16 protein-coding genes are annotated in these 21,586 nt (G+C 66.0%); 5 read left to right on the plus strand and 11 right to left on the minus strand.

Features of this window, described 5'->3' with window-relative positions; all coding sequences use genetic code 11:
• Nucleotides 1–3: 3 nt before the first annotated feature.
• The 5 genes from mshL to KU884_RS10280 are packed head-to-tail and all read right to left on the minus strand — an operon-like array spanning nucleotide 4 to nucleotide 4,101.
• The gene (gene mshL, locus KU884_RS10260) at nucleotides 4–1,641 is read right to left on the minus strand and encodes a pilus (MSHA type) biogenesis protein MshL (protein WP_254432020.1); all 1,638 of its coding nucleotides are present in this window, start codon (nucleotides 1,639–1,641) and stop codon (nucleotides 4–6) included.
• Nucleotides 1,638–1,994, minus strand: a complete 357-nt coding sequence (locus KU884_RS10265) for a hypothetical protein (RefSeq protein WP_167782557.1) — start codon at nucleotides 1,992–1,994, stop codon at nucleotides 1,638–1,640. The genes mshL and KU884_RS10265 overlap by 4 nt, the downstream gene beginning before the upstream one ends.
• Entirely contained in the window at nucleotides 1,984–2,622 is a 639-nt protein-coding gene (gene gspM / locus KU884_RS10270; protein ID WP_167782558.1) for a type II secretion system protein GspM, read from the minus strand. Before gspM ends, KU884_RS10265 begins: the two co-directional genes overlap by 11 nt.
• Nucleotides 2,615–3,217: a PilN domain-containing protein gene (locus KU884_RS10275; protein ID WP_167782559.1), complete on the minus strand. Its 603-nt coding sequence runs from the start codon at nucleotides 3,215–3,217 to the stop codon at nucleotides 2,615–2,617. Before KU884_RS10275 ends, gspM begins: the two co-directional genes overlap by 8 nt.
• On the minus strand, nucleotides 3,214–4,101 hold the full coding sequence (locus KU884_RS10280) for a hypothetical protein (RefSeq protein ID WP_167782560.1): 888 nt from the start codon (nucleotides 4,099–4,101) through the stop codon (nucleotides 3,214–3,216). The genes KU884_RS10275 and KU884_RS10280 overlap by 4 nt, the downstream gene beginning before the upstream one ends.
• Before the next feature lie 297 nt (nucleotides 4,102–4,398).
• Between KU884_RS10280 and KU884_RS10285 the strand changes: the two genes are divergently transcribed.
• The 3 genes from KU884_RS10285 (at nucleotide 4,399) to KU884_RS10295 (ending at nucleotide 7,194) form a co-directional block, all read left to right on the plus strand.
• Nucleotides 4,399–4,851, plus strand: a complete 453-nt coding sequence (locus tag KU884_RS10285) for a DUF6231 family protein (protein WP_167782561.1) — start codon at nucleotides 4,399–4,401, stop codon at nucleotides 4,849–4,851.
• Between the two features lie 182 nt (nucleotides 4,852–5,033).
• Nucleotides 5,034–6,683: a nitrite/sulfite reductase gene (locus KU884_RS10290; protein WP_167782562.1), complete on the plus strand. Its 1,650-nt coding sequence runs from the start codon at nucleotides 5,034–5,036 to the stop codon at nucleotides 6,681–6,683.
• A complete protein-coding gene (locus KU884_RS10295; RefSeq protein ID WP_167782563.1) occupies nucleotides 6,676–7,194 on the plus strand; it encodes a DUF934 domain-containing protein in 519 nt (172 codons plus the stop codon). The genes KU884_RS10290 and KU884_RS10295 overlap by 8 nt, the downstream gene beginning before the upstream one ends.
• A 60-nt stretch (nucleotides 7,195–7,254) precedes the next feature.
• Here KU884_RS10295 and KU884_RS10300 read toward each other — a convergent pair whose 3' ends face one another.
• Entirely contained in the window at nucleotides 7,255–8,115 is an 861-nt protein-coding gene (locus KU884_RS10300; protein ID WP_217351346.1) for an alpha/beta hydrolase, read from the minus strand.
• A complete protein-coding gene (locus KU884_RS10305; protein WP_217351347.1) occupies nucleotides 8,112–9,368 on the minus strand; it encodes a nitrate/nitrite transporter in 1,257 nt (418 codons plus the stop codon). Before KU884_RS10305 ends, KU884_RS10300 begins: the two co-directional genes overlap by 4 nt.
• Before the next feature lie 120 nt (nucleotides 9,369–9,488).
• Here KU884_RS10305 and pepN point away from each other — a divergent pair, with 120 nt between their 5' ends.
• Both pepN and KU884_RS10315 read left to right on the plus strand, forming a co-directional pair.
• The gene (gene pepN / locus KU884_RS10310; protein ID WP_167782564.1) at nucleotides 9,489–12,122 is read left to right on the plus strand and encodes an aminopeptidase N; all 2,634 of its coding nucleotides are present in this window, start codon (nucleotides 9,489–9,491) and stop codon (nucleotides 12,120–12,122) included.
• A gap of 41 nt (nucleotides 12,123–12,163) precedes the next feature.
• A complete protein-coding gene (locus KU884_RS10315; protein ID WP_167782565.1) occupies nucleotides 12,164–14,263 on the plus strand; it encodes a carboxy terminal-processing peptidase in 2,100 nt (699 codons plus the stop codon).
• A 30-nt stretch (nucleotides 14,264–14,293) separates the two neighbouring features.
• Here the strand turns inward: KU884_RS10315 and KU884_RS10320 are convergent, their stop codons facing one another.
• The 4 genes from KU884_RS10320 to thrC all read right to left on the minus strand — a co-directional run bounded on the left by KU884_RS10320 (nucleotide 14,294) and on the right by thrC (nucleotide 21,573).
• Nucleotides 14,294–17,509 carry an EAL domain-containing protein gene (locus tag KU884_RS10320; RefSeq protein WP_167782566.1) on the minus strand — a complete coding sequence of 1,072 codons (3,216 nt, stop codon included), beginning with the start codon at nucleotides 17,507–17,509 and terminating at the stop codon, nucleotides 14,294–14,296.
• A gap of 139 nt (nucleotides 17,510–17,648) precedes the next feature.
• Nucleotides 17,649–19,379, minus strand: a complete 1,731-nt coding sequence (gene recJ, locus KU884_RS10325; protein ID WP_167782567.1) for a single-stranded-DNA-specific exonuclease RecJ — start codon at nucleotides 19,377–19,379, stop codon at nucleotides 17,649–17,651.
• Nucleotides 19,376–20,425, minus strand: coding sequence for a hypothetical protein (locus tag KU884_RS10330; RefSeq protein ID WP_167782568.1), 1,050 nt, complete (start codon nucleotides 20,423–20,425; stop codon nucleotides 19,376–19,378). Before KU884_RS10330 ends, recJ begins: the two co-directional genes overlap by 4 nt.
• 11 nt (nucleotides 20,426–20,436) lie before the next feature.
• On the minus strand, nucleotides 20,437–21,573 hold the full coding sequence (gene thrC / locus KU884_RS10335) for a threonine synthase (protein ID WP_167782569.1): 1,137 nt from the start codon (nucleotides 21,571–21,573) through the stop codon (nucleotides 20,437–20,439).
• Nucleotides 21,574–21,586 lie beyond the last annotated feature (13 nt).

The following is a 21,586-nucleotide window of genomic DNA, read 5'->3' on the forward strand; positions in this document are numbered from 1 at the left end:
CGCCTACTCAGGCTGTCCGGTGGCGCCGGAACGCTCCCGGCGCAGGCGCTGCATGCGCTCCCGGCTCTGGCCCAGTTCGTCATCCCAGGTGCTCTCATCCACAACCACCGGCCGCAGCAGGATGACCAGCTCGCTCTTGATGGTCTCACTGTCACGCTGACGGAACAGGCCGCCCACCATGGGCAGATCCCCCAGCAGCGGCACCTGCCCGGTGCCGTCCTCGACCCGGTCCTGCATCAGGCCGCCGATCACCACCACCTCGCCGCTGCGGGCGCGCACGATGCTGTCGGATTCGCGAACGTCGCTCCGGGCCAGCGGGATGCTGAAGGTGTCGTCGCCGGTGCTGATGTCCTTGCGCTGGTCGACAACCTCGCTGACCGAGGGGTGGACATGCAGCGTCACCCGGTTGTCTTCGCTGATGTGGGGCGTGACGTCCAGGGCAATACCGGAGAAGAAAGGCGTCAGTTCCACGTTGGGCGAGGTGGTTGCCGTGGTGCCCACGGCGGTGGTGGTGGTGGAGATGTCGGTGACGAAGAACTCGTCGGTTCCCACCTTGATCACGGCCTTCTGGTTGTTCACCGTGGAAACCCGCGGACTGGAGAGGACCTGCACCTCACCCTGAGTCTCAAGAAGTTCCACGAACGCACTGAAATCGCCCAGATCCGCACTCAAAGAGAACACGCCCCCCGGGTCCGGCAGGTCACCATCAAATACGGTGCCACCCTGCTGACCGAAGGTGACTTCGCGACCATCCGGCTGGGTTAGCGCCTGCCAGTTGATGCCGGACTGGAACCGGTCGCTGAGTTCCACCTCCAGAATCTTGGCCTCCAGCACCACCTGGCGGCCCAGATTGGTCTGCACCCCACCAAGGAACTCGTCCACCTGGCGCAGCGTGCCCGGCATGGCCCGCACCACGATGGTGCCGGCCTGCGGGCTCATCACCACCCGGGCGTCATCCTCATCGCCGACAATCGTCTCCAGTGCCTGCCGCAATTCCCCCCAGACGTCGGACGAGGCATCGGTCTCGATGCGGCTCCCGGACAGGGCCCGGCCGCCGTCGTCGCCGTTGGAGTCCGTCAGGGCTCCGGAGCTGACGCGGGTATCCGACTGACCGCGGCGATCCACGTTCAGGTATTCCACCTGGAAGATCCGTGTCTGTGCCTGCTGGGGCAGCACCAGGAAGCCGGCATCCGTTTCCCGGTATTCGTAACCGTAGACCTCACGCACCGCCTGCATGACCTGGGGCACGGTGACATCCTGAAGGCTCAGGGAAATGGTGCCATCCACCTCCGGATGCACCACCATGTTGTGAGGGGTGTCCTCCACCAGACCCATGAAGAAATCCCGGGCGGGGAGCTGATTCACGGACAGGTCGAAGCGCTCTTCGGTGTCCTCCACCTCCGGAAGCGGTTCCGGTTCCGGCTCCGGTTCCAGCGCCTCTCCCACGGCATCGGGAAACCCGTCGACCGGGTCCTCCGGTTCCGCGTCGTCGGGGCCGGAAGCCAGCGCGTCGTCGATGGCCTCATCCATCTCCTGTCCGCGCTCGCGATCCGCCTCGGGGCTTGCCGCGCACCCGGCAAGCAGCACGAGAAGGACCACGGCCACAGCGATGGCGACGGGACGCGTTGCTATCAAGCTCACTGTTTTTGATTCCTTTTGATGTCAGTACCCTGCACCGGCACATGCACTAGCGCACCGGCCCGGCGAAAAATCACGGCATGGCGCTCGATGCGCTCCACGCGACCGAAATCCAGAGCGTCCCCTTCGCGTATGTAGGCATCACCGACGAAGGCGATCCGTCGATCGCCGGAGCGAAGTATCGCCCGCACGGCTGGTGGCTCAAGGGGCACCTGCTGGTTCGCTGTCTCCGGCGGCTGGGCTTCCGGGGGCGGGGCGGTCGGGTCGTGCCCGGCGAAGGCCACCGCACCAAGTAGCAGCAATACCGCGCCGGCAAGCGCGGAGCAACCACCAGCGGATTTGCGCTCAAAGGCCAAGCGTCGGCTCCTCCAGACTCAGGGTGTGCACATCCAGCCGGACCCGTGCCCTGGGATGCGACACCACCTGGTAATCCACCCGCTCCCAGATGAGTTCGCGGGAATCCCCCTCCAGGCGTTCCAGGTAATCCATGGTGGCCGCATAGCTGCCCTCGAACACCACGGTGACGCCATGGCGGTAGACCCTCAGGTCATCCTCCTCGAACACCGTCTCGGGCGCCCGGGTCTGCAGGTACTCCAGGTCCAACCCGTCCTGCTCGGCCAGCATGCGTCGCAACACCGCTACCATGCGGGACGGCGAGACCAGGCGCTGCATCTGTTCGTCCAACTCCGCTTCGAGCTCTGCCAGGGTCTCCTGCGCCTGGTCCAGGCGTTCACGCCAGGGTGCGTCCGGATCCTCGTCCTGGCGCGCGATCAGGTCAGCCCGCTGTCCAGCGATTTCGGCCAGAGCCTCCTCATGACCGCTGATGCGGGTCTGCGCGGTCTCTGCCCGCTGTTCCAGGGGCACCTGAACGGCGTAGTTCCAGATCAGTACCACCGTCACCAGCAGCGCCAGCAACAGCAACAGCTGCTCACGGCGCTGTCGCTCGCGGTACCAGGCGTCCAGCTGACGCAGTGCTTCAGTCATCCCCGCCTCCCGCGCCACGCAGGACGAAACGCAACGGGCGTTCGTTGTCCTCCGGCCTCCTCAGCTCGAGACCGGCGAACGAGCGGCCGATGAACTCGGGCTCACGCCCCAGGTGGTCGACGAACTCCGGCACCGCAGCGGCACGCATTGCCCCGCCTTCCAGACGCAGCCCGCCGTCGGCTCGGGCGCGTATGCGCTCAAGCCAGACATCGTCGGCCGCTTCCCGGGCGAGCCCCTGAAACACCGACGCAAAACCGCCACGCCAGGGGGCATCGTCGGTGGCCACGACACGGTCGCCGAGCCGCTGTCGTGCCGTGATTTCATCCTCCAGGGATTGCACCCGCCGCTGCAGCGCGGGATCAGGGTCTTCGGGCGGCGCCTCGGCGCGCAGTGCCTCGACTGCTTCCCGCTCCTCCTGGACCTGCTGAGTCAGCCGTTCGGCACGGCGCTCGCTGTCGGCGACCTGCTGCCAGTACCACCCGCTGAACAGGGCCAGCGCAAGGGCCAGCCCGCCAGCCCACAGCGGCAGAGCCGCCAGACTCAGCCAGTCCCGGTTGCGCCGCACTGGTTGGTAGAGATTGACCTCCTGCCTCACGACCGCCCCCCGGAGCGCAGGCGCAGGGCAGCGCCTATGGCCAGTGCCGCGCGCTGTTGCTGCCCGCTGGAGAGGCTGTCGGGTGTCTCCAGCCACTGCTCCAGTTGCAGCATCTCCACGGATGCCCCCAAGTGGGCGTTCAGATCCCCCACCACCGCCGCTTCGTCGAATTCTGTCAGGGGCAGCAGCACTACCCGCGATGGCGGTGCGCCATAGAGCTGACTGTCGTAGTAATCCAGGGAACGCTGCACTTCCAGAGCCAGGCGTTCACTCGCCTGTGACGGGTCGGCACGCAGGTGAATTCCGCCAATCTCCAGCGCGCGGGCCAGATACAGGGAGTCTTCACGGCTGACCACCAGCAGCCCCTCGTCGCTGTCCACGGCCAGGACCGCAATGCCGCCGCCCTGCTCCGGGCAAAGGGCGGCGAGATTGCGCACCGCCATCTCGCGGATCTCCAGCGCGACCAGCCGCAGGCCGGCCTGGTCGATCATGTCGGCGTACTCATCCATCGCCTGGCGCCGGGCAACGATGCCATAGAGCATGTTCGCCACATCCCGCGTGGGGGGTGGCGGAACCAGGATGACATCGGTCACCGCCTGCTCCAGCGGCACATCAACCACATCCTTGAGGCGCCAGCGTACCGCAGTCTGCAGTTCTTCCCTGGGCACCGCGGGTGCCTCCAGTTGCTGCACCTGGTAGCTGCCACGCGGCGCCACGGCGACACAGGGGCACCGCTGCAAGCCGTGATCGTGGACTGCCGCCCGCAGCGCCCCGGTCCAACCGTCCAAACCGGCGTCGGCCGGCCGGTGCTCGGCCACCTCCAGGCCTCCGGAGGCGTTCAGTACGGCGACACCGACTCCCCGGCCGCCGAGGGCGACCCCCACCAGTCGATCCCGCCGCGAACGGCGCCATGGAATCAAGGAATGGAGATCCAGAGCGTACCTCGTATCGGTTTCATTTCGATTGATTATTTGGACTATGCAGGCGTGCTGACTGTATCCGACGAGCGATACCCCGACAAGGAACGGGTAGGCACAATCGCGAATCTGGTCTACCGTTGCCGATGGTCCGGTGTCCTGCAGCCCGAAAGCCCGGCACCTGTGGGCTGCGGGACACCGGACAGCGGGTCACGGCCACGAGCGGGGTGAAGGCAGTTGGATGAATCTCGGGCAGCACAGCACATGCTGGACCGTGTATTACGGGAGACATCGCCGCACAATTACCTGGTCATCGGTGACGCCCACCCCCTGAACCCGGAACCGGCGGCCCTGGACAGATCCCTGACAACCGTCAGGCGGCTGACACCGGTCGAAACCCTGGAGGCCCTGCCACACCACGGACGCCAGGATCTGGTACTGGTCGGCGCGCTGGAGCTGTTCCCGCGGGGGGATGGTGAGATTCTACTCTCGCGTCTACGGGATCTGTATGCCCGCCGCGTGCTGGCCCGGCTGCGGCCCTCCGCCCACTGGGAACACCGGGACATGACGGCCTTCGGCTTCACCCGGCTGGCCCGGCTCGGTGATGACAACGGCCTCCTCTACGGATTCGACATGGCGACCTACAAGACCACACCGGACTGGCTCAATCCGCGCTTCTGGGCGAATCCCGAACTCTGGGGCAAATACCGGTGGTAGCCGGCGCGCGGGTCCCGGCTGCAGCCCGGTGAAATAACCCTCTGCGCTTAATTTATAGCGAAATATTCCTTTTATGTATAACCACGCCTTGCTACGGTCACTGCCAAGGTCAGGGCGGGCGCGTCCAGTCGGGATCGACGCCCGGTTCCCCGGACCCGCCAGAGCAAACGCACGAGGGCTCGATGTACAGGTACGACAGTTTCGATCAGACACTGGTGAACCAACGCGTGGAGCAGTTCCGCGATCAGACGCGCCGCTACCTTGCCGGTGAACTGACGGACGACGAGTTCCGGCCATTGCGCCTCATGAACGGGCTCTACATACAGCGCCACGCGCCGATGCTGCGTGTCTCCATCCCCTACGGTCTGCTCAGCAGCCGGCAGGTGCGGATGCTGGCGCACATTGCGCGCACCTACGATCGCGGCTACGGGCACTTCACCACGCGGCAGAATATCCAGTACAACTGGCCGGCGCTGGAGACCGTCCCGGATATCCTGGCCGATCTGGCCAGTGTCGAAATGCATGCCATCCAGACCAGCGGCAACTGCATCCGTAACGTCACGTCGGACCACCTCGCCGGGGTGGCCGGTGACGAACTCATGGATCCCCGCCCGTACTGCGAACTGATTCGGCAGTGGGCGACCCTGCATCCGGAATTCTCCTATTTGCCACGCAAGTTCAAGATTGCGGTGAGCGCGTCGGACTCCGACCGCGCAGCCATTCGCGTCCACGACATCGGGCTGCAGATCGTCACCAACGAGGCCGGCGAAACCGGTTTCCAGGTCTTCGTCGGTGGGGGGCTCGGTCGCACGCCCATCGTCGGCGAGTGCATCCGCGAGTTTCTTCCCGAGCAGCACCTGCTCTCCTATCTGGACGCCATCCTGCGCGTCTACAACCTGAACGGGCGCCGGGACAACATGCACAAGGCCCGCATCAAGATCCTGGTGCGGTCCATGGGTGCGGAAACCTTTGCCCGTCATGTGGAAAGGGAGTGGCAGCACCTCCGGGACGACCCGCAGCTGACCCTGGCGCCGGAGGATGTCGAGTACATGCGCGATTTCTTCCAGCCGCCCGACTATGACAGCAGCGCCGGCGAGGGGGATCTTCCGCAGTGGCTGAACCAGGACAGCGGTTTCGCCCGCTGGTACCGCCACAATACGGTGTCCCACCGGCAGCACGGCTACCGGGCAGTGTTCCTTTCACTGAAGGCGCCGGGCATTGCCCCCGGCGACATGACCGATCAGCAGATGGATGCCGTGGCGGAGCTTGCCGAGCGCTACGGTTTCGGCGAAGTCCGCGTCACCCACACCCAGAATCTGGTGCTCGCGGATGTGCGCAAGGATTCTCTGTATGCGCTGTGGCAGGAGCTGCAGGCGCTGAACCTGGCGACTCCCAACATCGGCACCATGACCGACATGATCTGCTGCCCCGGGCTGGACTTCTGCAGCCTGGCCAACGCGGGCTCCATCGATGTGGCGGAGGATATCAACCGCCGCTTCGACGACATGGACTACCTCTATGACCTGGGCGATATCCGCCTGAACATGTCCGGCTGCATGAATGCCTGCGGGCACCACCACGTCGGACACATTGGCATCCTGGGCGTGGACAAGAAGGGTCAGGAGTATTACCAGATCACCGTCGGCGGTTCTTCATCCAACGACGCCGGAATGGGCGAGCGCATCGGCCCGGCAGTGGCCAAGGATCAGGTAGCCGACACGCTGGAGAGCATACTCAGGACCTTCGCCGAGCACCGGGAAGGTGACGAGCCCCTGCTCGACACCTACCGCCGCATCGGCGTGAAACCGTTCAAGGAGGCGGCTTATGCGTAGGATCATCCGGGACGGCGCCATCGTCGAGGACGCCTGGCAGCATGTGGACGACGAACAGACCCTGCCTGCGGGGCACATTATCGTCAGCCATGCCCGCTGGCTCGCGGAGCGGGAGACCCTCGCGGAGCATACGGGGCGGGTCGGCGTTCGCATCAACGGCGATACGCCGCTGGATGAACTCCTGCCGGTGCTGGATGAATTGCCGCTGATCGCGCTGGAGTTTCCGGCCTTCAAGGACGGGCGCTGCTTGTCTCACGCCCGCCTGCTGCGCGCACGCCACGGCTACCGTGGTGAGCTGCGCGCGGTAGGGGACGTTCTCCGGGATCAGCTCGCCTACATGGCGCGAGTGGGGATCAATGCCTTTGAAGTCCGGGAGGATCGCTCCCTGGAGGACGCCCTCAAGGCCTTTGACGAGTTCACCGGCTACTATCAGCTCAATCCGTACGGACCAACGCCTCGGGAGCTGCGGCGGCGGGATACGGAACAGCCGGCACGGGCCGCCGCATCCTGACAGAAAGCGTGTCGGTCCTGCAGCCGGGGCGGCGTATCGCCCTGCCCGGCGCGCTGCGACCTAGTCCGCATTAAACCGGTCCGAATGCTCGACGATCCAGTCGCGGATCTCGCGGGCCGGCAGATGCCAGGTTGTCTCAAGCATCATGGCATGGGCCATATCCGGGTAGATCTGGTAATCGGCCTTGTACGAGCGCGCCGTGCGCTTGGTCTCGTTGATGGAAAACAATGCATCCCGCCCGGCGCCCAGCACCAGCATCGGCGGGATTTGCATGCGCCACCGGCGCGGCAGATCCATGAACGTCATGTCCATCAGAGCCCGCTGGGATTCACTTTGCATGCGGGCGCCGTACGAATCGCGCAGATCGGCATCCATGTCGTCGGAAAAGATGGCCTTGCCGGCGTTTTCCGTGTCCACGAGATCCCGCGCGCCTGCCTGGACCATGGACACCTGCGCAAACAGCATCGGATCGGAGGTGGTCAGGCGCATCACCGAGCTGCTGAGCCCACCGGGAGGCACAGAGGCCATGAGCACCGCAGCGGCAGCCGGATACTGCTCCAGGTACTTCTGCACCACCATGCCACCCATGGAGTGGCCCACCAGGATCGGCGGCGCATCCAGAGTCTCCACCACACTGCGGACGTCAGCGACGTAATCGCGGATGCTCGCCTGGGGGAGCGCTTCCTTGCCATCGCTGCCGCAGTGGCCGCGCAGACTGACCGCGTAGGCGTCGAAGCCCTGTTCGGCAAACCAGGGGAGAAAGTGTTCGTCCCAGCACCAGGCGCCGGCATATGCGCCATGAATGAACAGCAGCGGCGGGGCTTTACGCCGCTTGTCCGCAGCCGGCTTACGGTGCAGAACTTCCAGCTCTGGCTGCTCCACCGGTGTCATTGCACCAAAACCGAGCAATCCGAACATCATGCATCTTCCTCCTCGTGCCGAATAGGCAACAGGAACCAGACAAAGGCGATAACCTGGAGCACGAGAAGCATCCCGAACGCCACGCCATACCCTTCTGGAGCGTACCCGAGTCCGTCCGGCAGTTCACGGACTTCGATCACAAAGCCCATGATCCACTGCAACATAAATGCCCCGACAAATACAGCCAGGTTCAGGGCGGTGGTTGCCCGTCCGGTGAGGGCCAGGGGAAACGCCTGGGAAATCATGGCATACACCAGCGTTCCGGAGGTGGCGAAGAAGCCGAACGCCATCCACAACGGCACTACGCCGTTGGCAGGCTGTAAAACGAGCAGAAACTTGAAAAGAAGAAACAGCGCGCCGCCCACGACAACAATCTGAAAGGGTCTGACCCCGAGTCGCGCCAGGCGCTCACTGATTACCCCCCAGACGGCAAAGCCGATGGCCATGGCCAGGGCGATCAGCAGCAGCGTATCCGCCACTCCCTGGCGTTCCATGCCAGCCACGTCCCGCATCCACGGGCCGGCCCACAGTCCCTGCACCGCCAGTGAACCGCCCTGCATGAGTAGCGACAACGGCGCCAGGCGCCAGAAATACGGGCTGGTGAGCACCTGCCGCAGGCCCGCCAGCTGCTCCTGCATGCTCTCACCGCCCCGCCCCGGCGTCTCGGGCACCACCGTCCAAACCGCAACGGCAGTGGCCCCGCAGGCGGCTGCAAGCCCGATGAAGACCATGCGCCAGTCCGTCCAGCCGAGGAGATACTCCACCGGGCTGGTCGCGGCCATGGCGCCGAGTCCGCCGCAGGCCAACAGACAGCCGTTCACCAGCGGCAGACGCTCCGCGGGGAACCAGGCCGTGAATGCCTTGAAGCTCGCCATCAGGCAGGCCGAGACCCCCAGGCCGATAAGCGCCCGACCGACTCCCAGGCTGGCGAGATCAGCGCCGACGGCGAATACGGCGGCGCCCACTGCGGCCACCAGCAACAATGCCGCCTCCACCCGTCGCGGGCCGAAACGGTCCAGAAGCAGGCCCAGGGGCAGCTGGAACAGGGCAAAGGACAGGAAGTAGGCCGCCGTCAGCAAACCCAGCTCGGATGCCGACAGGCCGATGTCCGACTGCAGATCGGCGGCGATGACGGCATTGACCGTCCGGAACAGGTACGACAGGAAATATCCCGCCGCGAACGGCAGGAATACCAGCAGAATCAGCTGTCCCGCGGTGAACCGGCGTGTGTCACCTGTGGTTTGTGCGCCCACCCGCACCCCTCCCCTTGTCAGCCTGAGCGGCGTCAGCGTTCCCGCTCCGCCCACGGACTGCTATTGTTGATTTCCCGAAACCATCCCACGGGGCACCGCGCCCGGGTCCGGGAGCCGTGCATGACCGCGCCGAACGCCGTGTTTCTCAAGGACTACGCACCACCGAGCCATCGCGTCCATCACCTGTCGCTGACCTTCGAACTCGGCGAGAACGAGACCCGGCTGCACACGTGCTTTCGAGTCACGCCGGATGCCCCGGCGGGCAGACAGGCAGGCCCATTGTGCCTCCACGGCCGGGGCCTGCAGCTGGAGCGGATCCTGGTGGACGGTAGCGCCCCGCCCGCAACGGCGATGAACCACGACGAGCACGGGTTGACCCTCACCGGGCTCGACGGCCCCGGCCACACCATCGAGGTCACCACCGTGCTGCGCCCCCGGGACAATACCGCGCTGCAGGGACTCTACAGGTCCGGCGGGCTGTTCTGCACCCAGTGCGAGCCCGAAGGTTTCCGTCACATGACCTACTTTCCGGATCGCCCGGATGTCATGACCCGTTACACCACCACCATCATCGCCGATTCAAGGCGCTACCCCGTTCTGCTGGCCAATGGCAATCGCACTGGTGCCGGCACACTGGAGGATGGCCGTCACTGGGTGACCTGGCACGACCCGCACCCGAAACCCAGTTATCTGTTTGCCATGGTCGCCGGGGATCTGAGCGTCCACCAGGACACCCACGTCACGCCATCGGGGCGCAGGATCGGCCTGCAAGTCTACACCGAGCCGCGCAACGCAGGACGCACCGGTCATGCCGTGGAGGCTCTCCAGCGCGCCATGCGCTGGGACGAGGAAGCCTACGGACTGGAGTACGACCTGGATTGCTACATGATCGTGGCCGTGGACGACTTCAACATGGGCGCCATGGAGAACAAGGGGCTCAACATCTTCAATGCCGCCTGCGTGCTGGCTGACCCCCGCACCGCCACCGACGATGACCTGGAGACCGTGGAGGCGGTCGTCGCCCACGAGTACTTCCACAACTGGACCGGCAACCGCGTGACCCTGCGCGACTGGTTCCAGCTCAGTCTCAAGGAGGGATTGACGGTGTTCCGGGAACAGCAATTCTGCGCCGAGACGGGGTCGCCGGCACTCACGCGCATCCGCGATGCCCGCAACCTGCGGGCGCTGCAGTTCCCGGAAGACAGCGGCCCGATGGCCCACCCGGTACGACCCGGCAGCTACCTGGATGTCAGCAACTTCTACACCGCCACGGTGTACGACAAGGGCGCCGAGGTGATCCGCATGCTGCACACCCGCCTCGGGGACGCCGGCTTTCGCGCCGGCGTGCAGCTGTATCTGCGCCGGCACGACGGCCGCGCCGCGACCTGCGAGGACTTCCGCGGCGCGCTGGAAGACGCCACCGGGACCCCTCTGACCGACATGGCCACCTGGTACGAGCAGGCCGGCACTCCGGTGCTGCGAGTTCGCGGCCGCCATGACCCGGTGCGACGCTGCTATCACCTGCTGCTGTCTCAGTTTACCCCGGCCACCCCGGGGCAATCCCGCAAGCAGCCACTGCCCATCCCCGTGCGTCTCGGGCTCATGGACCCCGGCGGCCAACTGCTGCCGCTGCGTATGGACGGCGAAGCGGCGCCCGCCGGGTGCGAGCGGGTCATCACACTCCATGCAGAGCACCAGCAGATCACGTTCATGGACATCGCAGAGCCCCCGGTACCCAGCCTGTTGCGCCGTTTCTCCGCACCGGTGGCCCTGGACTTCCCCTACACCCGCGAACAGCTGGCACTGCTCCTGGGCAGCGACGACGACCCGTTCGTGCGCTGGGACGCCGCCCAGCAACTGACCCTGGATGCCATCATCCAGGCGCTGGATCACGGCGGGACACCGCCGTTGCCAACCACATTGACCCAGGCGGTGGAGCGGGTCCTGGCCGGCTATCGCGACGATCCGGCGTTCGTTGCCGAAACCCTGGCCCTGCCCTCCGAGGACTACATCGCCGAGCAGCGTGCCTGCGTGGAGGTGGAAGCCATCCACGGCGCGAGGGAGCACCTCCGGCATGCCATGGGAAGCCACTTCGCCGCATGGTGGTGCGACATCCACACTGACTGCGCCGGCTCCCACGCAGGTGTCCCACGTCAACGTGCAGCAGCCCTGCGCCGCCTTGGCCACCTGGCGCTTGCCTATCGCGTGGCCGCCGGAGCCGCCGGAGTGGAGGCTGCGCTGCGCCAGTATCATGAAACGGACAACATGACCGATCGCCTTGTCGCGCTGGCGCTGCTCGCCGATGCCGACGAGGAACTCGCCCGCCAGCCGCTCCTGACCTTTTACCGGCGCTGGGGCGACGACCCGCTGCTGGTGGACAAATGGCTGCGCATTCAGGCGACGGCACAGGCCGGTGACGGCCTGCACCGGGTCCAACGGCTCATGCGTCACCCGGCATTCGACATGGGCAATCCCAACCGCGTACGCTCCGTTCTCGGCGCGTTCAGCCAGGAGAATCCCCTGCATTTCCATCGCGTCGACGGTGCCGGTCATGCCTTTGTTGCGGAGCGCGTCATGGAACTCGACGCCCTGAATCCGCTGATTGCCGCCCGCCTGGTCCTGCCACTGACCCGATGGGACCGCTTTGACGCCGACAGGGCCGCGAGCATGTCGCGACAATTGGAACGGATCGGAAATCGGCCTAAGCTGTCAAAAGAGCTACATGAAATCGTCGCGAAGGGCCTCGCCGCCTGAACGGTGCGGACACGAGGCGACGCCACAACACGGGTGAGCGAATGCTTAGAACGACCCTTTATCGCTCTGCGGTCCTCCTGCTGGCGCTGGTGGTCGGCACCGGCTGCCTTTCCACCACGACGCTGGCCTCCGAGTCCGACGAAGACATCGTCCGGCCGGCAGACAATCACCCGGAAACCGCCCGACTGATCGCACGCCTGCTGGCCCATCAGCACTTCCGCCAGCAGTCCATTGATGACGCGCTCTCGGAGCAGGTCCTGGACGCTTACCTGGACGCCCTGGACCCGGACCGCTACTACTTCACGCAGTCCGACATCGAGGAGTTCCGGGTGCACCGCTCGGATCTGGACAACATGCTCATGGACGGCGATCTCGACCTCGCCTACCACATCTACGGCCGCCTCAAGCAGCGTGCCACGGAGCGTGCCGAGTTCGCCCACCAGGTGATTGATAACGGCATCGACTTCGATACCGACCAGACGCTGGAACTCAACCGGCGCGAGCAGGACTGGGTGGCGGATGAGGATGCACTGGATCGGCTCTGGCGTCAGCGGATCAAGAACGACGCCCTGACCATGCTGCTGGGCGAGGATGACGAAGAGCAGACCATGGATCTGCTGCGCAGCCGCTACGAGAACGTGGCCAAGAACATGCAGCGTTCGGAGGCCGAGGACATCTTCGAGGCCTACATGGGCGCCTGGGCGCGCTCCTTCGACCCGCACACCAACTATCTGTCGCCCCGCAACTCCGAGGAATTCGACATCCAGATGCAGCTCTCCCTGGAGGGCATCGGCGCCATGCTGCGCACGCGCAGGGATTTCACCGAAATCATCGAACTGGTTCCGGGGGGCCCGGCGGAGCGTAGCGGCGAGCTCTCGCCCGGGGATCGCATCATCGGCGTGGCCGAAGGCGACGAGGAGATGGTGGATGTGGTTGGCTGGCGCCTGAGCGACGTAGTGGACCGGATTCGCGGACCGAAGGAATCGGAGGTGCGCCTGCGCATCCTCCCCGGCGGCGATTCGGACAGCGCGCCACGGACGGTGACCCTGGAGCGCAACGAAATCGCCCTGGAGGAACAGGCCGCACAGAAGGAGGTGAAGGAAATCGAGCGCGACGATGGCGTGCAGCGCGTTGGCGTCATCACCATCCCGGCCTTCTATACCGACTTCGCCGCTGCTCAGGCCGGCGAGGATGACTATCGCAGCACCACCCGGGATGTCCGGCGTCACATCGATGCGCTCAAGGCCGACGGCATCGATGGTCTCATCATCGATCTGCGCGGCAACTCCGGCGGGTCGCTGCAAGAGGCGGTGGACATGACCGGGCTGTTCCTCCCCGGCGGCCCCGTGGTGCAGATCCGCCGCAGCGACGGCGACACCGAAGTCATGCGCGATCCGGACGAGGCCACACACTATGACGGCCCGCTGGCCATCATGGTGGACCGGCAGAGCGCTTCGGCGTCGGAGATCTTCGCCGGGGCCATGCAGGATTACGGCCGCGGTATCGTTCTGGGCGAGCGCACCTTCGGCAAGGGCACGGTGCAGACCATGGTTGACCTGGACCGCTTCAGCAACGATCCCAGTGTCGATACCGGGCGGTTGAAGATGACCATCGCCAAGTTCTACCGCATCACCGGGAGCAGCACCCAGAAACGCGGCGTGGAACCGGACATCAGTCTGCCCTCGGCCATGGACTCCGACGAGATCGGTGAACGCGCGGCGGACAACCCCCTGCCGTGGGACGAAATCGACCCCGTGGACTACACCCGCATTGAAGAACTCAGCCGTGCCATTTCCCTGCTGGGGTCACGACACGACGAGCGGGTCAAGGATCACTCCGCCTACAATGCGCTGCTGGACGAGCTGGACCAGATACGGCAGGCGCGCGAGCAGACCGAGGTGTCCCTGAACCGCGCACAGCGCGAACAGGAACGCGCGCAGCGCAATGAAGCGCGGCTGGCCAAGGCCAATGAACACCGGCAGATTCAGGGCCTGGAACCGCTGGACAGCGTGGATGAACTGGAGCGCGAGGACGACCCGGATACTCTGCTGGACGTCAGCGCGGAAATCATGGCGGATTTCTACCTGCTCCGGAACGAACCGGAGGTAGCCCAGCGTTGGGGATTCAACCTCAACGACTGATCGCGGAGTGCGGATTGCGGGACGCCGGCCTCAGTTTCCGGCGGCGTCCATGGCATCCAGCGGCATCGGGCGGGCAATGCCGAAGCCCTGGGCGTAATCGACGCCAATCTCGGTCAGGGCCCGGCGTACCGACTCCGTCTCCACGAACTCTGCCACGGTGGATTTGCCCATGACGTGGCCGATGTCGTTGATGGAGCGCACCACGGCGTGATTGATGGCATTGGTGTCCAGATCCCGCACGAACATGCCATCGATCTTGACGGCATCCACCGGCAGGTTCTTCAGGTAGGCAAACGACGATAGGCCGCTGCCGAAATCGTCCAGGGCGAAACGGCAGCCCAGCCCGCGCAGACTGGTCATGAATTCCGTGGCGACAGACAGGTTGCGGATAGCCGCCGTCTCGGTAATCTCGAAGCAGATCCGGTGCGGCTCCACCCGGGCCGACCGCATCCTGGCCAGCAGCCAGTCCAGGAAATCCTCGTCACCCACCGAGAGGCCGGAGAGGTTGATGGCGCAGGAACCCAGCTGCTCCAGGTGGCCTGGGCGCCCCTCCAGCCAGTTCAGGGCATTGTCGATAACCCAGCGGTCCACTGTCGGGATCAGGTTGAAACGCTCGGCCGCCGGCAGGAAAGCCCCGGGCTGGATCAGCTGGCCATCCGTCCCTTCCATGCGCAGCAGAAGCTCGTAATGCCGGCGCTGCTCCGCCTTCTGCAGGGGCACGATCGGCTGACAGTACAACCTTAGCCGGTCCGCAGTCAGGGCTTCACGGATGCCGCTGACCCATTGCATCTCGCCGTGCCGCCGCTCCAGTTCCTCGTCGCCCTGACGATAGACGTGGATGCGATTGCGCCCTTGATCCTTGGCGGCGTAACAGGCGGTGTCGGCGACGCTCATGACGTCATGCATGGTGCCCGCGGTCTGCGCGATGGGCACCAGGCCGATGCTCACTCCCAGGCCGAAGGCGCGGCCATCCCAGGTGAACTGGAACTCGCTCACCGCCTGACGGACCCCATCGGCGATCGTGTAGGCCGCCTCGGCGCTGCGGTGCCGCAGCAGGATGCCGAACTCGTCCCCGCCCAGCCGGGCCAGCATGTCCCGGTCGCCCAACTGCTCCTGTAGAACGGCGCTGAGCTGACGCAGCAGTTCATCTCCGGCCAGATGACCGCAGGTGTCGTTGATGACCTTGAACTGATCCAGGTCCAGGTAGCAGATCACATGCTCGCTGCCCTCGTCCCTGGCGTCGTCGAGAACGGCCTTCAGGTTGGTTTCGTACTCGCGGCGGTTGTACAGCCCGGTCAGCGCGTCATGGCGCGCCTGATAGCTGAGCTCCTCAGCCAGTTCCCGGGCCTCGGACGTGTCTTCGCACACCGCAAGCACGGGCACTCGATCGTCGGCCTGGGGCTGGGTCCGGGCACTGACGCGCACGCTGATGGTGCCACCGCCGCGCACCTCCAGATGCGAGTCCCAGCGGTGCACCTCGCCGGGCGCCCTGTGGCAGGCGTGCAGGTGATGATCCACCTCCCCCCGCCGCTCCTGGTGGTGCAGCACATCGAAGGGCAGACCCACGAGTTCCTCCACCCGATAACCCAGGGACTCGGCGGCAAAGCGGTTCACGGACGCCACGAAGCCGCTCTCGTCGATGGTGAAGAACATGGAGGGGTTGTCGTCGTACAGGGCGCGATAGCGCTGTTCGCTCTCCCGCAGGGCGTCCAGGGCGGCCGCCCGGTCGTGGTTGATCAGTGCCTGTGCCACCTGGTCCGCCATGGCGCTGACAAAATTGATCTCGTCCACGCGCCATTGCCGGCTGGCACCGATGGCCTCGGCACAGATCACCCCCGCCACCTCGCCGGAAACCCGCACCGAGGCATCCAGAAGGCCGCGAATGCCGCGCGGGCGGAGATAACTGTCGAGCATGCCGCTGGCGCGGGAATCCTGCTCCACGTCCTCGATTGCCAACGCGCGGGCGTTGCGCAATTCATCTAGGTAGGCCGCATTCCGCACCAAGTCGAGTTCGCCCGACGGGTCCGCCGCGGCGACAACGGCTCGCCGGGCGCCTCCCCGTTCGGACCCGGCTTCGCACTGCAGTATCGTGCGCTTGTCATCGAGCATCCACAGGCTGGCGCGATGCACACCAAGCACGGTGCACACCGCATCACAGACGTCCTGGTACAAGGCCTCCAGATCACCCTCGGCCAGGGCCCGGCTGGTGGCCACGCGGCCCAGATGGAAATGCTGTTCCCGGGTGCGGCGCAGGTAATCGAGCTGCTCCTGCTCGACGCGTTTGCGTTCGCTGACATCAAGGATGGCCAGGCGGATGCGTCGCCCTTCGCTGGCGGGCAGTGGCACCGCACGGACTTCACACGGGATGGACTCACCCCGGGCGTTGCGATACACCCAGTCGAAGACCAGCCGCTCCCCGCTGAGACATCTGCGGATGATATCCCGCGCCTGCTCCAGGGAATCACTGCCATCAGCCTGCTCCGGCGGCAGCACCCATTCCGGTGCGGCATTCATGAGGGTGTCCCGGTCGGCCCCGAACAACCGTGTCGTATTGTCGTTGATATCAATGATCCGGTTGCGGTCGGCATCCAGCACGATGATGGACTCGACAGAGTTCTCCACCAGATCCCGGTACCTTTGCTGACTGGCCAGCAGTGACTCGTCCTTCTGCTGCCGTTGCAGGACACCGAGCATCATCTGCCCGGTGAGGGTGAGAAGCAGCTCCAGGTCCGTTCCCCAGCGCCGCGGCGCGTGGATCATGTCAAAGCCCACCGAGCCGATACGCTGACCGTCCAGGAACAGGGGCGCGATCAGGACCGCGGCGACCTGGTACTCGCGGTACAGCTCTTTTTCCCCAGAGGCAGCGGGAGCCATGGTACGGGTGTCGGCAACATTGACCACGCGCCCCGCATCCAGCTCGCCACGGATCCAGCTCAGACGCCTTGCAGGCACCGGGCGCAGTTTGTCACGTCGTGAGGGAACCCCTTCGGCGCACCACTCGTGGGTGCAGTAATACGCACCCTCCTCACCGCTCTGGATCACATAGGCGCGATCCACCCGGGCCAGTGCGGCAATATCCGCCAGGGCCTGGCGGATGGCACCTTCCACCTCGCCGGGAGAGACACTGATGAAGCGACTGGAGAGCTCCGCGATCAGCCGCAGCGCCGACTCGTCGCCGGCATCGGAGGAATCGCATTCACTCCCTTCCGCTGCCATGGGGACGGGATTGCCCACGGTGTTCGTCATGCACCCACCCTGCTGCGAACATGCACCAAACCAAACGCTGCCGGCGGCACCGACACGTGTTATCGCCTCATGCTACCCGACGCGGTGCGCGGGTGAAGGGCACACCGCCCCGTTTTGCCAGACACGTCACACTTCAGGTTCAGGCGCTCTGCATGTGCTCCACCAGCATTTGGACGGTCTCCCGCCCGCGCCACCGGTTCACGTCCAGCCGGTACACCACGCGCAGCCGCGCCGGCAGGTGCTCATCCCAGCCCGCTTCCAGCGCACGGAAGGCGATCGCATCCAGGGTCGGACCGCGGCCATCGGCATCAGCCTGCAGACGCAGTTTGAGATGGTTGTCGCCCACCACACGCGCCCCGGCAACCAGGAAGACGCCGTCGAACACCGGCTCTGGAAATCCCTGCCCCCACGGGCCGCCGCCGCGCAGCGCCCGGGCCACTTCCAGGGAGAGCTCGGCCGGGGCCAGCTCACCGTCGGTCAACCACACCCCTTGTCGCTGCTCCAGGGGCAGGATGGTATCCACCACCTCGCTGAATGCCTGCCGGAACGCTTCGAACCGGTCGCTGCGCACGCTGAGCCCCGCCGCCGCCGCATGGCCGCCGAAGCGCTGGATCAGCGCCGGGTGCCGCACGGCAACCTCTTCCAGCGCATCCCGCACATGAAGTCCGGGCACGGACCGTGCCGACCCCTTGAGTTCCCCGTCCTGCGACGGTGCGAACGCGATCACCGGCCGGTGGAAACGCTCTTTCAGACGCGAAGCAACGATGCCGACAACCCCCTGGTGCCAACCGGAGTCGGTCACGCACAACGCCGCGGGGGTGCTGTCACCGCTCCAGGACTGCTCGAAGGCCTCCACGGCGGCCATGGCCTCGGCGGCCATGCGCCCCTCGATCTCGCGGCGCTCGCGGTTCAGGGCATCCAGTCGCTGCGCGTGTTCCCGGGCAACCCCGGGATCATCACAGAGGAGGCATTCAATACCCCGGGTCATGTCGTCCAGCCGCCCCGCTGCATTGAGGCGGGGGCCGGCAGCGAACCCGAGATCCGCCGATACACAGTGAACGGGCTCGCGCCCCCCCACTTCCAGCAATGCCGTGATACCCGGCCGGCAGTGACCGGCGCGGATGCGGCGCAATCCCTGCTCCACCAGCACACGATTAATCTGATCCAGCGGCACAACGTCGGCCACCGTCCCCAGGGCCACCAGGTCGAGCAGGCCGGCGAGCTGCGGCTCGGCGCTGCCACTGAACCAGCCCCACTCCCGGAGTCGGCCACGCAACCCCGCGAGCACGTAGAACAGCACACCGACGCCGGCCAGGTGCTTGCCGGGGAAGGTGTCGTCGGGAAGGTTCGGATTGACCATGGCATCCGGCACCGGGAGCTCCGCCGGCGGCAGATGGTGATCGGTCACCACCACCCGCATGCCGAGCTCCCGTGCGCGCCGCACGCCCTCGACGCTGGAGACGCCATTGTCCACCGTCACCAGCAGATCCGGGCGACGCCCGAACGCCTCATCGACGATTTCGGGGGTCAAGCCGTAGCCGTACTCGAAGCGATTCGGGACCAGGTACTCCACATGGCGGGCACCCAGCGCCCGCAGGCCGAGCACCCCGAGGGCGCAGCTGGATGCACCGTCGGCGTCGAAATCCCCCACCAGCAGGATACGCTGCTGCTGCATGACCGCCTCGGCGAGATGATCCAGCGCACTCTCCAGACCAGCGAGCCCGTCGGTGGACGCCAACCCTGCCAGGGAACAATCGAGCTGGTGGGCATCAGTGACGCCCCGGCGGGCATAGACCCGCTGCAGCACGGGATGCAGATGCGCCAGCGCGGCCTCGGCGGAAGGGCCTGCGGGGCGACGCCGGATTTTCATGCAGACGCGAGCAGGCTGACGAAAGACCGGCGACGACGCCAGAACGCCAGGCGACTGGCCGGGGTCAACCGGCGCGGGGCAACATCGTGCCCGACGTCCAGCGTCAGGGAGGCGCAGCCGCGCTGCCGCAGGGACCGCTCCAGGGGCTCCGCCCAGGCTTCACAGAAATCCTGCACTGCGGCTTCCCAGGCCTGGAATGACTCACCGTCGCGGACCACCGGCAGCTCCGGGGCCACCGCCAGGGTCCGCCCCGTCTCCGCGGCCTGCAGGACAGGCTCCGCCTCCCGGGGCCAATGCCTGACGACAAGCCCGGCGGCAACGCCAAGGCCGCGCACCAGCGGATCGTCGGCGAACACCGTATTCCAGCGACCGCTCACCCGCGGCAGCACGCCACCACCCCAGGGCCAGATCCCGTTGACTAGCAAACTGCCCTGGCGCTCCCGGTTCTGGTTGACCGCATGCCCGTGAAACAGCATCTGCGTCTCGTTAAGGCGCGCCTGCCACCACGACGCGTCTTCGCCCCGGGGCTGCACCGAGCCCAGCGGCACGTCTCGGGCTGTGTGCAAGGGCACCGTCTGCACCCGGGGTGGCGTGGAACAGCGCAGGAACCACGCATCCGGCAACGGCGTCACCAGTTCAAGACCGTCGTCACGGAAGTAATCGTTGAAGGCCCGGGCAAGCTGGCGGGCTTCCTCCTGGTCAATATCCAGGGTCTCCGGTCCCAGCAGGCGCAGCTGATCGCGATCAGCCAGCAGGTGGATCGGATCGGCACGGAACCAGTAGTCGTCGCCGGGGACACCGCCGGCACCCAGCAACGCCAGTGGGCCGGCCGGCGCTGCGCGGTCAGATGGCTCCAGGGTAAACCCGGGGACGCCGGTGACCGCCTCGGCCCGCCGCGTAAGATGCGCCCTGGACAGCAGCCCGGCCAGGCGTGCCATCGCCGGTGAGGCATGCACCAGCTCCCTGGCATCCGCCGGGATCGGCCCCAGCAGGCCGGGAACCCGCAGATAGCATCCGCTGTGTTGATCGGGCCGGACCTGGGCCATCGCCCGGGTGATCAGAGCTTGTCCAGAATCGCCCGGCGCACGGTGTCCAGTTCCGCCGGGATGGTCTTGATGGCATCGCCGGACTGGCGGATGGCGACGTCCGGATCCTTGAGGCCGTGACCGGTCAGGGTGCACACCACCGTACTGCCCTCCGGAATGCGTCCATTGCGAATGTCGCGCATGGCGCCGGCCACCGACGCCGCCGAGGCCGGCTCACAGAACACGCCTTCCCGCGCCGCCAGCCACCGCTGGGCCTCGAGGATCTCCTCGTCACTGCACTCGTCGAACCAGCCGCCGGACTCCCGACTGGCGTGCCAGGCGTACTCCCAGGACTGGGGATCCCCGATGCGGATGGCGGTGGCGACGGTATCCGGCTCCTGCACCGGGCCGCCGCGCATGAACGGCGCAGACCCGCTGGCCTGATAGCCGATCATGGTCGGGCGATCGCCGACGATGGCACTGGCATAACGGCAGTTGCCACCGCAGTAGGAGCAGGCGTCGGTGAGGTGCTCACTGCGCTTGCCCGCGCATTCGCAGTAGCCGATCCAGTGGGCGGTGATGTTGCCGGCATTGCCTACGGGCAGGCAGTGGTAGTCCGGGGCGCGCTCCAGTTCCTCGACAATCTCGAAGGCCGCGGTCTTCTGCCCCTGCAGCCGGTAGGGGTTGATGGAGTTGACGATGGTCACCGGGGCATGGTCAGCCATATCCTTGACGATACGCATGCCGGCGTCGAAGTTGCCGGCAATCTGCAGCACTTCGGCGCCGTGCATGATGGCCTGGGCCAGCTTGCCCATGGCGATCTTGCCGTCCGGGATCAGCACGAAGGCACGCATCCCGGCACGGGCGGCATAGGCGGCCGCAGACGCCGAGGTGTTGCCCGTTGACGCACAGATGACCGCTGCACTGCCCTGCTCCCGGGCATGGGTCACCGCCATGGTCATGCCGCGGTCCTTGAACGAGCCAGTGGGATTGAGCCCCTCGAACTTGACGTACAGGTCCACGTCACGTCCCAGGTCCCTGGGAATATGGTTTAAGCGGATCAGCGGCGTATTGCCCTCCCCGAGACTGATGGGGCGGGCGTCGTCACTGACCGGCAGCCGGTCCTTGTACTTGCTGATCAGGCCTGTGTAGCGCGGGCGGAATGGCATGAGATGTCCCGTT

Origin of the sequence: Aquisalimonas sp. 2447 (assembly GCF_012044895.1) — a bacterium.
In the GTDB taxonomy this organism is placed as follows: Bacteria; Pseudomonadota; Gammaproteobacteria; order Nitrococcales; family Aquisalimonadaceae; genus Aquisalimonas.